We start from the raw sequence: 13,337 nt of genomic DNA on the forward strand, positions 1-13,337 counted from the left end.
CGCCTCTGGCTCAACGCACCAGCGGACTTTCCCAGACGACGAACAGCAAAGCTTTCAGCTGGGCAAAGCGCTCCGGCCCAAGTTCGATGCGCCACTCCTCCTCGATGTCGCGCAGGATATCGACCATTTTCCAGAAGGCGGCATGGCCGCGTTCGGTGGACCGCACCACGCGCGCACCGCCGTCGCCGGGAATGTCGGAGCGGACGAGATAACCGTACCCTTCGAGACTGCTGAGCAGTTGGTTGATGGCTTGTTTGCTCATGCCTGCACGCTCGGCGATGGTGCCAGGCCGCGCGCCGTCCGGTCCGGGAAACTGCAGCACCGCCATATGCGGCAGGCGCAATTCGTCGAAACCGGCGGCGTTGAGCTCCTTGATCAGCCGCCGCTGGATCGCTTGTGCCGGCACGCGCAGCAGGGCGCCGATCAACAGGTTCTCGGTCTTGGTCTGCAGAACTTCCGTTGAGGTGGCCATTGACGATCCGGTAAATTGAGTTTACTGATAGCTGGTAAATGTAGTTTACCGGAGGGGTTTGCGCAATGTCAGTCATGAATCTTCAGGTCAATCCAGCCGACGAGACCATCGGCGACAAAGGGCTGTCGGTTCACTTCCTCGTGACGGGCGACAGTTCGAACGGCAGCATCGCCACCTTCGAGTTGAAGGTGGCCAGCGGGTTGCGGCTGCTGGCGCCGGCGCACAGCCATGATCACTGTGAAGAGACGATCTATGGCATTGACGGGGTGCTGACCTGGACCGTCGACGGCAAGGCGATCGAGGTCGGACCGGGAGAGGCGCTGTGCATTCCGCGTGGCGCTGTCCATCGCTTCGACAACAATGGCAGCATGGATGCGAAGGCGCTGTGTGTCGTCACACCGGCGGCGATCGGCCCGGACTATTTCCGCGAGATATTCGCCATGTTCTACGCCGCCGCTGGCGGTCCGCCGGACAAGGCCAGGATGATGGACATCATGCGCCGCCACGGGTTGACGCCTGCAGCGCCGCCACCAACCTGAAGTCGGTCGAAGAGGCGCCGGTCACTCGCCGCAAGCGGTGAAGGTGGTGCCCGGGTTCCAGTCCTTGAAGGCGATGGTCTGGCCTTCGACCGAGAGGATCTTGTGCTTCGTGCTGCCGTCCGGCTGCTTTTCGCTGCTGGTACCTTTGCCGGTCAGCACATTGTACTCGCAGGCGCTTTCGGCATTCTCCTTCATATAGTCATAATAGTCATAAGCAAAGCCGGCGACGATGAAGGCACCGTTGCGCCAGGCGATGGTCAGCGTCATGTCGGTCCGTTCGCTGCCGATCGGCATCGCCGGCAGGTAGAATTTGATCGAGCCGTTGGGCAGCATCGTCAGTTCCGGCTCGGTGTCGGAGTTCTCGTAGCCCGGCCGGTCGTAGTTGTTCCATTCGCCGCGGATCAGCTCGTGCACGATCTCAATGGGCTTGAGGTAATTGTGCTCCTTGTCCCTGAGGAAGAAGTGGACGTCCATGGGATGGCCAGGCTCAGTCTCGACCACCATGGCAAGGTCGACAGCGCCATCGCCGTTGAAGTCGCCGGTTACAGCGGTGATGATTTTCCGGGTTTCGATCGGCTCGGCAAGGGCAAGGGTCGACTGCAGCAGCAAGGGCACAAAGGCGAGCAACAGAGATTTCATGGTGGCACATTCCCCCAGCCTGACACCTTGCGGTCCTATAGCATGGTGGGGGAATATCGCGCGCGCTCTCTTCTTCCGCGGACTTTGCGGCAGCGCGCTGACGGAAACTGACGATGGGCGGCAAGATGCCGGAGGCTATAGGCGGTGAGAGCAGGAGACATGATGGCGCGAGCAGCACTAAACAAGCAGGCCGGCTGATGGCGCCGGTCAAGGTCGATCCGGACAAGGTCCACGAATTCGCGAATCCCGCCAGCTTCTACGCCTGGCTCGGTAAGCACCACGCTACGGAAACCGAAGTGTGGATCAAGGTGCACAAGGTGGGGTCGGGATTGAAATCGATCACGCCCAAGGAAGCCATCGACGTGGCGCTGTGCTTCGGCTGGATCGATGCGGTGCGCAAGGGGCTGGACGACCGGAGTTTTCTGCAGCGCTACACGCCGCGCAGCAAGAAGAGCATCTGGAGCCTGATCAACGTCGACAATGTCGCAGGGCTGATCGAGGAGGGCCGCATGACCGAGCATGGGCTGAAACAGGTCGAGGCGGCCAAGGCGGACGGGCGCTGGGCGCGCGCCTATGGCAGCGGCAAGAAGATGAAAATCCCCGATGACTTGCAAGCGGCAATCGACGCCGAACCCGCCGCAAAGGCGATGCTTGAAAAACTCAGCGCACAGAACCGCTTCGCGCTCGCCTTCCGCACCCACAACATGAAGACCGAGGCTGGACGCAAGAAGAAGATCGAGACGTTTGTGGCGATGCTGAAGCGCGGCGAGACGATCCATCCGCAAGGCAGGAAGTAAGCCCCTCAGGCGCCCGAGTGCGGATCGATGCTGTAAGGGTGCACGGGATAACCGGGACTAATGGCGTCGCGCACGCGGCCGGTCCACGCGGTGAAAGCCGGGTAGTCCGTCAGCGAGAAGCCGCAATCCTCGGCGCGATGGGCGTAGGCATAGACGGCGATATCCGCGATCGTGAAATCGTTTCCGACGAGAAACGGGGTGTCGCCAAGGCTTCGGTTGAGTGCGGCGAGGGTGCGGGCTCCAGCTTCGCGCTTGCCGGCAACCATGCCCTGGTTGCGCTCGAGCCGTCCAGTCAAGGTCCAGAAGCGCAGCGAGCCGATGACCGGTTCGACATTGTATTGTTCGAAGAACAGCCACTGCATGATTTTGGCGCGCCGAAAACGGTCCGAAGGCAGAAAGGGCGTTCCTTCGGCGAGGTAAGTGAGGATCGCGTTGGATTCGGCGATGGCGCTCCCGTCTTCGAGTTGAAGCACGGGGACGGCACCGGCCGGATTGAGTTCAAGGAAGGCGCCGGTGCGGCTCTCGCCCTCGAAAATCGAGACAAGGCGATTGTCATAGGCGATGTCGAGCAGCCCGAGGAGGACCCGGACCTTCCAGCCATTCTGCGATGGCAAATAATCATGAAGCGTGAGCATGGCGGTCCCTCTGCTGTGGCAGATCAGCAATCGCATGTCGTACCGCCAACCGACACCCGATTCCTGCGTCGGTGCGAAGACCGAAGCCGGCCGCAAGTCTTGAATCGTCGAACCGATATAAGTATTTGTTTTTACACACGTTATGGAGCTGCGTAGTCAAAAAAAGCTGCCCTCGCTTTCGCGAGCGGCGGCCTTTTCCCGGGAGGATATCAGAAGCCAAACGGTTGACGGCTGTTGTTCACTGGTTCAGGTTGACCGGCGTCACTCCAAGAAGCTTCAGGGCGTTGGCGAAGGTCCTGATGCCTTGTGCCTGCTTGCGCTCGGCACAAAACCGGTTCGCCTTGTCCTGGAGCGCGGTTGCCTCGGCGATCTCCCTGGCATTGGCTCCGGGTTCGGCTTTCGTTTGAATGGCCCCGTCGAGTTGAAGACCGAGCCGGTTGCAATATTCGCTTCGGGTAACCGCCGCTTCCGCACCCGGCTGTGCGACCGCAAGCATGGCGAGCGAAATGCCTGTCAGGGCAGCCATCCATCCGGTCGAACGTCGTTGCATGTTTCGGGACCATCGCTTTGCGTTGTGCCGCAGACCGCTTCGGCCGCTGCGGGGATGGTTATGACAGGCGATGTTTTCGCCAGTTTTTCCGGAGTGTTGAATCTTGTTTCTGGAGTGTGTCTGGTGGTGAAGCTGCCAATCTCCTCCCTCGTGGGGGAGATCGGCAGTCTGCGGCGCTTGCGCCTCTTCCTTTGCGGCCATCCTTCGCGTAAGGCGCCGGGCAAATCCTTTCATCGCAGGCATAGCCCCGGAAACCGCATGATCAGACTGGAAAGCATCAGCAAGCAGAACGGCCGTCAGCTTGTCTTCATCGAAGCGTCGGCGTCCCTGCAGAAGGGTGAGAAGATCGGCCTCGTCGGCCCCAATGGCGCCGGCAAGACGACGCTGTTTCGCATGATCACCGGCCAGGAACAGCCCGACGAGGGTCAGGTGCAGGTCGATCGCGGCGTCACCATCGGCTATTTCAGCCAGGATGTCGGCGACATGGAAGGCCACAGCGCTGTGGCCGAAGTGATGAACGGCGCCGGTCCGGTCTCTGAAGTCGCGGCTGAAATGGCAGCGCTCGAGGCGGCCATGGCCGATCCCGACCAGGCCGACCAGATGGACGAGATCATCGAAAAATATGGCGAGGCGCAGCATCGTTTCGAGGAACTCGACGGCTATGCGCTGGACGGCCGCGCCCGCGAAGTGCTCGATGGTCTCGGCTTTTCCCAGGAGATGATGGACGGCGATGTCGGCAAGCTGTCCGGCGGCTGGAAGATGCGCGTGGCGCTGGCCCGCATTCTTCTCATGCGGCCCGACGCGATGCTGCTCGACGAGCCGAGCAACCATCTCGACCTGGAGAGCCTGATCTGGCTGGAATCCTTCCTGAAGAATTATGACGGCGCGCTGTTGATGACCTCGCACGACCGCGAGTTCATGAACCGCATCGTCAACAAGGTGGTGGAGATCGATGGCGGCTCGCTGACCGCCTATTCGGGAAACTACGAATTCTACCAGCAGCAGCGGGCGATCGCCGACAAGCAGCAGCAGGCACAGTTCGAGCGCCAGCAGGCGATGCTGGCCAAGGAGATCGCCTTCATCGAGCGCTTCAAGGCGCGCGCTTCCCATGCCGCACAGGTGCAGAGCCGGGTGAAGAAGCTGGACAAGATCGACCGCGTCGAGCCGCCCAAGCGCCGCCAGACCGTGTCCTTTGATTTCCAGCCGGCGCCGCGCTGCGGCGAGGACGTCGTGACGCTGAAGAACGTCCACAAGGGTTACGGCAGCCGCTCCATCTATGAGGGGCTCGACTTCCAGGTCCGCCGCCGCGAGCGCTGGTGCATCATGGGCGTCAACGGCGCCGGCAAGTCGACGCTCTTGAAGCTGGTCGCCGGCGCTTCCGATCCCGACACCGGCACGGTGGCGCGCGGGCCAAGTGTGAAAATGGGCTATTTTGCCCAGCACGCCATGGAAGTGCTGGAAGGCGAGCGCACCGTGTTCCAGACGCTGGAGGATGCATTCCCCCAGGCTGGCCAGGCGCCGTTGCGCGCGCTCGCCGGCTGCTTCGGCTTTTCCGGCGACGAGATCGAGAAGAAGTGCCGCGTCCTGTCAGGCGGCGAGAAGGCGCGTCTGGTGATGGCGCTGATGCTGTTCGACCCGCCCAATCTGCTGGTACTCGACGAGCCGACCAACCATCTCGACATCGCCACCAAGGAGATGCTGATCACGGCGCTTTCGCAGTACGAAGGCACCATGCTGTTCGTCTCGCACGACCGGCACTTTTTGGCGGCACTGTCCAACCGCGTATTGGAACTGACGCCCGAAGGCATCCACACCTATGGCGGCGGCTATACCGAATATGTCGAGCGGACGGGGCAGGAAGCGCCGGGGTTGAGGAGCTAGGCCCTTACCGCAGCGAGATGCTCATGCCACTGAGATCGGCGTTGACTTGCAGGCCGACCTGCCTGCCCGTCAGTTCGAGTTGCGCGCCCTTGTCATTGCTCATGACGATCACTTGAGCCCCTTTGCCGAGCGCGCCGCCACCGCCCGCCGCACCATAGACCCCGGTCACATCGCGTGCGCGCCTGATATGGCGCACCGTGCCCTGGAAATAGGTCTTGGAAACTCCGAAGGCGAGACCGCCCGAGACGCCACCGACCGAGATCGGATAACGGCGACCGTGGAAGGTCAGCGTTCCCTCGCCTCCGGAGCCACCGACGAAGAAGGCCGCTTTGTAGACGGCGAAGCGAATGGTGCCGCTGTCGGCATGTGCGGCGCTGGCAAAGCTGACGCTCGCAGCGGCGATGGCGGCGGCAACCGCGATTGAACGAAATCCGGACGAAATCTTCATGATGAGAACTCCTCAAGGTCGCCGCATTGCCCCAATCGGCCGGGATGTCGGCGTCGTATCAAAGTTACAACTGAACAGTCTCGTCCGTCATTGGTTCCAGGCATGCGACCCTGAATCTGGCTACGGGGCGCCACGAAGCCGACGGCAGGCGCTTGGGCCGCAGGGGCTGCGAAGCTGAGCGAGTCATATAGTGCGGCATTGACCCAGGGCAGTCATAGGGACGCCTCACTGGAGTCCATGTGACAGGCCAGATCTTGGCAACGAGACGGTTGTCCTGTCACCCCCCGGCAAGACGCGGCAGCAGGAAGATCTCGGAGCCTTTAGGCAATTCCTTCGACCAGGTGTCGCGGTAGATCGTCCCGTCGATGGCGACGGCGATGCCGCGGTCGATCAACGGCTCGAGGCCGGGATACTGCTCAGCCAGCTTTCTGAACAGCTCCCTTATGTCCTTGGCCTCGATCTCGACCTTGTTCTTGCCTCCGGCGGCCGCGCCAAGCGACCCCCAGAGCGTCACTTCGACCATCAGCCCGCCCGTTCCTCCAGCGCCGCCAGGATGCGCGGCGGCGACATCGGGATATGCGTCATCCGCACCCCGACCGCATTCGACACCGCATTGGCGATCGCGGCCAGCGGCGGGACGATCGATGTCTCGCCGACGCCGCGCACCCCGTAAGGGTGGTTGGGGTTGGGGATCTCTAGAATCTGCGTGTCGATCATCGGCAGGTCCGAGCAGACCGGGATGCGGTAGTCGAGGAAGCCCGGGTTCTGAAGTCGCCCGTCCTTGCCGTAGATATACTCCTCGTTGAGCGCCCAGCCGATGCCTTGCGCGGCACCGCCCTGGTACTGTCCTTCGACATAGGTCGGGTGCACCGCCTTGCCGGCATCCTGCACGACCGTGTAGCGCAACACCCTGGTGGCGCCGGTCTCGGGATCGACCTCGATATCGCAGATATGGGTGGCGAAGGAGACGCCCGCGCCGTCGGCGACGAGTTCGCTGTGGCCGGCGATCGGTCCGCCGGTTTTCCCCGACTCGACCGCGATCTCCTTCAGCGACAGCTTGCCGAGATTGCCGTGCTTCTCACCCTTGGCGATCGCGTGGCCCTTTTCCCAGACCACATCGTCGACGGAAATGTCCCACATCTGCGCGGCGCGATCGCGCAGGATCTTGATCGCGTTGCGGGCGGCCGAGATGGTCGCCATCGAGGACGAGAAGGTGCCACGGCTGCCGTCCGTCATGTCGTTGTAGCCGAGGCTGGAGGTGTCGGCGACGATCGCCTTGACCTGGGAATAGTCGATGCCGAGTTCCTCCGCCGCCACCAAGGACAGCGAAGCGCGGGAACCACCCACATCGACTGTTCCGACAGCCAACGAGACCGAGCCGTCCATGCCGATGTTGAGGTCCGTGCAGGTCTGGCCGCCGAAGTTGAACCAGAAACCGCAAGCCATGCCGCGGCCCTGGTTCTTGCCTAGCGGCGCCTTCATGTGCGGATGGCTCTGCACCGCCTCGAGTGTCGGGCCGATGCCGATCGGGCCGTAGACCGGGCCGTAGGAGGATCTCGTGCCTTCCTGGGCGGCGTTCCTGATCCGGAATGCGACCGGATCCATGCCGACCTCCTTGGCCAGCTCGTCGATCGCGCTTTCCACCGCAAACGCCGCCATCGGCGCCGACGGCGCCCGATAGGCGGCGGTCTTCGGCCGGTTGACCAACACTTCGTAGCCGACCGTCTTGACGTTTTCCAGCTTGTAGCAGGCAAACGCGGTCATGGCGCCGATCTCGGCCCACATGCCGGCATAGGGGCCGCAGGAATAGCGCAGCGTCGCCTCGGCCGCGGTGATGGTGCCGTCCTTGCGGGCGCCGATCCTGACATCGATCGAGGTGGCACTGGTCGGCCCCGAGGCGCGGAACACCTCGTCGCGCGTCATCACCAGCTTGACCGGGCGGCCGGCCTTGCGCGACAGCGCCAGCGCGACCGGCTCGGCCCAGACATGGGTCTTGCCGCCGAAACCGCCGCCGATCTCCGAGGAGGTGACACGCAGCTTGGAAGCTTCCATGCCAAGCAACTGGGCGCAATGCTGGCGATAGACGAAATGGCCCTGCGTGCAGACCCAAAGGTCGGCGGTGCCGTCGGAGCTGACACTGGCCACGCAGGCATGCGGCTCGATATAGCCCTGGTGCGTCTGCCCGGTCTTGAACGAGCGCTCGACGACGAAATCAGCCTGTCCGAAACCCGTCCCGACATCGCCATGGCCGAACTGGCTGCGCTTGGAGATGTTGGACGGCTTGGCGGGCTTTTCCTCCAGGCCCTCGGTGAAGATCGTGTCGTTGATCAGCGGTGCCGTGTGCTTCGCCGCCTCGTCGACATCGGTGACATGCGGCAAGACCTCGTAGTCGACCTCGATCAGCTTCAGCGCCTGCCTGGCCGTGCGGGCATCCACGGCCGCGACCGCGGCCACCGCATGGCCGTCATAGAGCGCCTTCTTGCGCGCCATACAGTTGTCGAGGATGTCGTACATGGCGGCATCGCCATTGGTGAGGTCGGGCAGGTCGGCCGCGGTGATCACCGCCTTCACGCCGGGAAGCTTTTCCGCCTTCGAGGTGTCGATCTTCCTGATCGTGGCGTGGGCGTGGGGGCTCCTGAGGACGCGCCCGACCAGCTGGCCGGCCATGTTGAAGTCCGCACCGTAACGGGCACGGCCGGTCACCTTGTCGACGCCGTCGGGACGGATCGGACGCGTGCCGACCGATGCGAAGTTGCGAGCCGAATAACGCGGGTCGAAATTCATGGTCACGCTCCCTTCATCACGCTAGCGGCGTCCTGGACGGCACGCACGATCTTGTCATAGCCGGTGCAGCGGCACAGGTTCCCGGCGAGGCCGAAGCGGATTTCCTCCTCGGTCGGGTCTGGGTTCTTGGCCAGAAGGTCTTTTGCCGCAATCAGGAAGCCCGGCGTGCAGATGCCGCATTGCAGTGCGGCGTGCTCGAGGAACTTCTGCTGCAGCGGGTGCAACGTATCGCCATGGGCCATGCCCTCGATGGTCTCGACGCGCCGGCCTTCAGCCTCGGCGCCAAGCACCAGGCATGAGCATACCAGCCGGTCGTCAAGGATGATGCTGCAGGCGCCGCAGTCGCCGGTGCCGCAGCCTTCCTTGGCGCCCGTCAGCCCGAGCCGATCGCGCAGCACGTCGAGCAGCGTCTCGTCCGGCTGGCAAAGATACTCGATAGCGTCGCCGTTGATTGTCGTTGAAACCGCAACTCCAGCCATCATTTGCCTCCCGCACGTGCATAGGCAGTCGTGGCGGCCCGCTTGGCCAGCACGCCCGCGACTTTTCTTCTGAATTCGATGGTGCCGCGCTTGTCGTCGATGGGACGACAGGCCCCAGAGCAGACCTTGGCGAGCCGCTCCAGCGTCGCTTCGTCCAGCTTGGAGCCGATGAGAACCTCCGCCGCCTCTTCGACCAGAATCACCGTCGCCGCCACGGCACCGAGTGCCACGCGGGCCGATTTCACGACACCGTGCTCATCGAGCGTCAGGTTCACGCCGGCGCTGACCACCGCGATGTCCATCTCGGTGCGTGGAATGAAACGCAGATAGGCATCGCCCGAGCGCGGCGCGCGCTTGTCGAGCAGGATCGCCTCGATGATCTCGCCTTTGGCGAGCGATGTCTTGCCTGGCCCGGTCGGCACGCTCTGCACGGAGATAGTCCGACGGCCCGCCGGCCCGACAACCGATGCCCTGGCGCCGGCGGCGACCAGCGCCGGTACGCTGTCGGCGGCCGGCGAGGCGTTGCAGAGATTGCCTGTTATGGTGCAGCGTCCCTGCACCTGCTTGGAGCCGATCAGCTTGGCCGCTTCGACGACGCCGGGCCATGCCTTCTTCAGCGCAGCATTCTCACCCAACACGGCGCAGGGGACCGCGGCACCAATGCTGAAGCCTTCAGCCGTTTCCCGGATCTCGCTCAAGCCATCGATCGCCTTGATGTCGACGATGAGGTCGGGTTCGACAAAGCCGCCCTTCATCCTGACCAGGAGGTCGCTGCCTCCCGCAAGGATGGCGGCAGTGCCAGCCGACCCGGCCAACTGGCCAACGGCATCTTCTATTGAAAGCGGACGTATGTAGCGCATCGTCTCCCCTTGGTCATCGCCATTTCAGCGACCGTTATAAACAGTCTCCTCACAATGGCTATCCGGTTCCTCATCCGCGGCGATTAGGCCAGGCGCCGCAATATCAAGTCCAACAGACCGAAATTGGCGCACTGAATGGCAGCAACCGGCTTTGGGATGATTTTCGGGAAACTTCGGTTGGGGATCAAGTGCGCTCATTCGCTTTTGTCCGCCTTTGGACCGAAACGGCCTTGATCAGGCGATCGATGCGGTCCGCACCTAGTCGGGTTCGCCGAACCATCGCGACATAGCCTGGACAGCGTCCACAAGCTCAGGAGCGCCATCGCTGGCCCAAGCGACGACGCCGTCTGGGCGCACCAGCACAGCGCTCAAGCCCAACTGGTCCTTGGCGTTGCTTGCGACATAGGTGATCCGCTCCCTCCAGCGGCTTGCAAGCGCTTGAAGGGGAGAGCTGATGTCGAAGTCCAGAAGCAGGCCGCGTCCCGCCCTGAGCAGTTCTCCCAGCCTCGTGCCGTCGACCAGCTCGAAGTCCGGCGCACTGCGGCCGACGAGCCCATGGCTGCCGCCAAGATCGTAGCGGAGAGAAACTCCCCACACGCGCTCGGCGAAGTATGTCGCGCCGTCGCGCGTGTCGATGAGGTCGCGGATGATGGCTTCGAGCGCGCGGGAACTGCGGCTCGGGCGCATGAGCGCGACCTGGGCGCGCGACCAGTCGAGGACCTGCGCCCCCACCGGATGCCGTTCACTCAAATAGCTGTCGAGCAGGCCGGTCGGCGCGTCGCCTCGGATCGTGGAAGCCAGCTTCCAGCCAAGGTTCATCGCATCGCCAAGCCCGAGATTGAGCCCCTGGCCCCCCAGAGGAGAATGGATGTGAGCGGCGTCGCCGGCGAGCAGCACCCGTCCTTTGCGGTAAGCGGTCGCCTGGTAGGCGCGATCCGTCCAGGTGGTGGCAAGCCGAAGCGCCGTCACCGTGACGTCGGTGCCGGAGATATGGCGCAACACCGCCTGCGCATGCTCCAGCGTGATCGGCTGGGTTCGGTGGAACGCGCCACCGTCGAAATCGACCATCGCGATCACTCCGGGCGGCGAATAAGTGTGCATGCCCGTCGGCGTGTAGTGGCGGCCCGGGTTGAGCTTGTCGGGATCGGCCATATCGACTTCAACGGAATAGCCGGTGAATTCGGGATCGGTGCCGACGAACTCAAAGCCGCCAGCCTTGCGAACCGTGCTGCGGCCGCCATCGCAACCGACGAGCCAACGTCCGCGAAAAGTCTCCCCGCCAGCGCGGATGGTCACGTCCTGCCCCGACTGGTCGAGGTCTTCAACGCCGACGCCGCGCCTGATCTCGACCCCCATCGCGCTTGCACGCGCGGCAAGCGCGGTTTCGAGATGCTCCATCTCGACCATCATGCTGGTGCCTGCCGGCCCCGGCAGGCGATACGGCCATTTCGAGGTGTCGATGGCGTCGAGGTGGAATTGGATGCCCGCGAAATGGCCGCCCGCACGGCGTGGCTGCCGCATCCAATGCGGGACGGTCTCGGCGCCGCCGCCGGAGCCCTGCTTCGCGCTTTGCGGCGCCGCGATGTCGTTCAGCAGCCCGCGACGATGGAAGGCTTCGAGGGTCGGCACCGAGAGGCCGCGCATACCGAACGGAAGCCGTTTCAAGGGGGAGTGCGGGTCCTCGGCCTGCTCCAGCACCAGGACCGAAAGGTTGGCGAGACGCAACTCGCAGGCAAGAAGCAAGCCGACGGGGCCGGCTCCGGCAATTACGACGTCATAGAGAGGGGAATGTCGCTCATACATGGAAGACTCCTTGGTCGATGTTCGACCGGAGCGTTCCTCAAGCTTGAGCACCACACGGACGAACGATTGGGCGCTCGATCAGCGTCCGATGTTCGTCGTGGGGATCTCGTGCACGAAGCCAAAGACCAGAGCTTTCGTTACCGAAAGGACTTGGGCTTACCAAACCAAGTCTGCCTTTTCCGACGGCGCCTCTATAACAATGTGGCGATCGGTCCGCAACGGCCACGGTGTCTGTTGTCGTAAGCACACGAGTTGTCCGGATTAGGTAGCACGCGGGTTGTCCGGTTTTATGCCAGCGAACGGAGGCTGGCGTCGTGCGCGGTTACGCGTCCCTGGCCGGATTTGCAAAACCGAATTGATCAGGAGCGACGCTGGCGACACTCAGTCCGATCTGGCCGGCGGCTAGCTGCAAAAGCTGCACGCGCGAGGCGACCTCCAATTTGCGATAGATGTTGTTCATATGGATCTTCAGCGTGCCTTTCGAGATGCCGATATCGACCGCGATGCGTTCATACGGCGTATCCTTGGCAACCAGTCGGGCGATCTCCATTTCTCGCCTGGTCAGCCGCGACGACAGTTTCTGCCATTTGATCCGGCGGGACGCCTCGTTATGCACGGCCTTGCCGACAATCTCGGCCGGCAGCCAGCGGCCGCCCCCAGCGACCTCGCGGAGACACCTGAGCAGCGCCTCGACGGCGGTCTCCTTGAATACGATACCGGCAACGCCGACCGCGACCGCGTCGTAAAGCTGGGCTTGCGAGGCGCCGACCGTCAAAAGCACGCAGAGCGTCGCAAGGCCCTGCCTGCCGATTTCGGCGGCGATGTCGAGACCGCTCAATCCCGGCATGCTGATGTCGAGCACCGCGACATCAGGGACGTCGCGCCGGATCATCGCCAAGGCGACGGTGCCGTCCTGCGCCGAACCGATCACCCGGAAATCGGGGTCGCGGCCAATCAGGTCGGTCAGACCGTGCAGCAACAGCGGATGGTCGTCGGCGACGAAAACCGTGGTGACCATCGTCAGTGCGCCAGCAGCCGGCCTTCGGTGCTACGGCTCCATGCCGGAAAATTGCCGTCGATGGGGGGCGGCCTGCGCTCGTGCTCGGTCATGGCGTCTTCTCCCTTTGCGTGTGTCCATGACGCGCCGGTGACTGCTTTTTGCCGCAAGCGAACATCGCAAACCGGCTCGCATCCCCCGAAGCGTGAGGCCATGTTGACAGAAGCAGCGTGGCTGCGCAAAACATTAGCAACTGCTTAGTTAATCCCGAAGCGGCATCTCCAGCAAGGCGCGCAACGTCGGGTCGGAAGAAGATGCCGTTCCGGGGCGCCGATGCTGGTCTTCATCTTGAAAAAACCATCGGTGCCGCCAGGAAAATTTTATAATTCTCCTCGTTAAGCTCAAGTGTGGAAAATAATTCAATCGGTATGGCAGAGTTATTCTTTCCAGAGA

General features: G+C 63.0%; 14 protein-coding genes. 3 read left to right on the plus strand and 11 right to left on the minus strand.

Annotated features, from left to right (window positions below; translation table 11 throughout):
• Nucleotides 1-10 precede the first annotated feature (10 nt).
• Nucleotides 11-472 (minus strand): MarR family winged helix-turn-helix transcriptional regulator, encoded by a 462-nt coding sequence (locus tag ACSQ3L_RS14025; protein ID WP_436160490.1) that lies wholly within the window; start codon nucleotides 470-472, stop codon nucleotides 11-13.
• A 65-nt stretch (nucleotides 473-537) separates the two neighbouring features.
• Between ACSQ3L_RS14025 and ACSQ3L_RS14030 the strand changes: the two genes are divergently transcribed.
• A complete protein-coding gene (locus tag ACSQ3L_RS14030) occupies nucleotides 538-1,011 on the plus strand; it encodes a cupin domain-containing protein (RefSeq protein ID WP_436160491.1) in 474 nt (157 codons plus the stop codon).
• Nucleotides 1,012-1,032: 21 nt separating this feature from the next.
• Here the strand turns inward: ACSQ3L_RS14030 and ACSQ3L_RS14035 are convergent, their stop codons facing one another.
• Nucleotides 1,033-1,650, minus strand: coding sequence for a hypothetical protein (locus ACSQ3L_RS14035; protein ID WP_436160492.1), 618 nt, complete (start codon nucleotides 1,648-1,650; stop codon nucleotides 1,033-1,035).
• Nucleotides 1,651-1,847: 197 nt separating this feature from the next.
• Here ACSQ3L_RS14035 and ACSQ3L_RS14040 point away from each other — a divergent pair, with 197 nt between their 5' ends.
• On the plus strand, nucleotides 1,848-2,447 hold the full coding sequence (locus ACSQ3L_RS14040; RefSeq protein ID WP_436160493.1) for a YdeI/OmpD-associated family protein: 600 nt from the start codon (nucleotides 1,848-1,850) through the stop codon (nucleotides 2,445-2,447).
• A gap of 5 nt (nucleotides 2,448-2,452) precedes the next feature.
• Here the strand turns inward: ACSQ3L_RS14040 and ACSQ3L_RS14045 are convergent, their stop codons facing one another.
• Nucleotides 2,453-3,082: a glutathione S-transferase family protein gene (locus tag ACSQ3L_RS14045; RefSeq protein WP_436160494.1), complete on the minus strand. Its 630-nt coding sequence runs from the start codon at nucleotides 3,080-3,082 to the stop codon at nucleotides 2,453-2,455.
• Between the two features lie 238 nt (nucleotides 3,083-3,320).
• Nucleotides 3,321-3,632, minus strand: coding sequence for a hypothetical protein (locus tag ACSQ3L_RS14050; protein ID WP_436163436.1), 312 nt, complete (start codon nucleotides 3,630-3,632; stop codon nucleotides 3,321-3,323).
• Nucleotides 3,633-3,890: 258 nt separating this feature from the next.
• Between ACSQ3L_RS14050 and ACSQ3L_RS14055 the strand changes: the two genes are divergently transcribed.
• Nucleotides 3,891-5,513, plus strand: coding sequence for an ABC-F family ATP-binding cassette domain-containing protein (locus tag ACSQ3L_RS14055; protein WP_126069824.1), 1,623 nt, complete (start codon nucleotides 3,891-3,893; stop codon nucleotides 5,511-5,513).
• A 4-nt stretch (nucleotides 5,514-5,517) separates the two neighbouring features.
• Here ACSQ3L_RS14055 and ACSQ3L_RS14060 read toward each other — a convergent pair whose 3' ends face one another.
• The 7 genes from ACSQ3L_RS14060 to ACSQ3L_RS14090 all read right to left on the minus strand — a co-directional run bounded on the left by ACSQ3L_RS14060 (nucleotide 5,518) and on the right by ACSQ3L_RS14090 (nucleotide 12,905).
• Nucleotides 5,518-5,961 (minus strand): hypothetical protein, encoded by a 444-nt coding sequence (locus tag ACSQ3L_RS14060; protein ID WP_436160495.1) that lies wholly within the window; start codon nucleotides 5,959-5,961, stop codon nucleotides 5,518-5,520.
• A gap of 277 nt (nucleotides 5,962-6,238) precedes the next feature.
• Nucleotides 6,239-6,484: a MoaD/ThiS family protein gene (locus tag ACSQ3L_RS14065; protein ID WP_292643612.1), complete on the minus strand. Its 246-nt coding sequence runs from the start codon at nucleotides 6,482-6,484 to the stop codon at nucleotides 6,239-6,241.
• Nucleotides 6,484-8,745, minus strand: coding sequence for a xanthine dehydrogenase family protein molybdopterin-binding subunit (locus ACSQ3L_RS14070; protein ID WP_436160496.1), 2,262 nt, complete (start codon nucleotides 8,743-8,745; stop codon nucleotides 6,484-6,486). Before ACSQ3L_RS14070 ends, ACSQ3L_RS14065 begins: the two co-directional genes overlap by 1 nt.
• A gap of 2 nt (nucleotides 8,746-8,747) precedes the next feature.
• Nucleotides 8,748-9,224 carry a (2Fe-2S)-binding protein gene (locus tag ACSQ3L_RS14075; protein ID WP_436160497.1) on the minus strand — a complete coding sequence of 159 codons (477 nt, stop codon included), beginning with the start codon at nucleotides 9,222-9,224 and terminating at the stop codon, nucleotides 8,748-8,750.
• Nucleotides 9,224-10,084: an FAD binding domain-containing protein gene (locus tag ACSQ3L_RS14080; protein ID WP_436160498.1), complete on the minus strand. Its 861-nt coding sequence runs from the start codon at nucleotides 10,082-10,084 to the stop codon at nucleotides 9,224-9,226. Before ACSQ3L_RS14080 ends, ACSQ3L_RS14075 begins: the two co-directional genes overlap by 1 nt.
• A 258-nt stretch (nucleotides 10,085-10,342) precedes the next feature.
• The gene (locus ACSQ3L_RS14085; RefSeq protein ID WP_436163437.1) at nucleotides 10,343-11,887 is read right to left on the minus strand and encodes an FAD-dependent monooxygenase; all 1,545 of its coding nucleotides are present in this window, start codon (nucleotides 11,885-11,887) and stop codon (nucleotides 10,343-10,345) included.
• Nucleotides 11,888-12,209: 322 nt separating this feature from the next.
• Nucleotides 12,210-12,905 carry a response regulator gene (locus tag ACSQ3L_RS14090; protein ID WP_436160499.1) on the minus strand — a complete coding sequence of 232 codons (696 nt, stop codon included), beginning with the start codon at nucleotides 12,903-12,905 and terminating at the stop codon, nucleotides 12,210-12,212.
• Between the last annotated feature and the right edge of the window lie 432 nt (nucleotides 12,906-13,337).

It is taken from the genome of Mesorhizobium sp. LjRoot246 (assembly GCF_964254115.1).
In the GTDB taxonomy this organism is placed as follows: Bacteria; Pseudomonadota; Alphaproteobacteria; order Rhizobiales; family Rhizobiaceae; genus Mesorhizobium.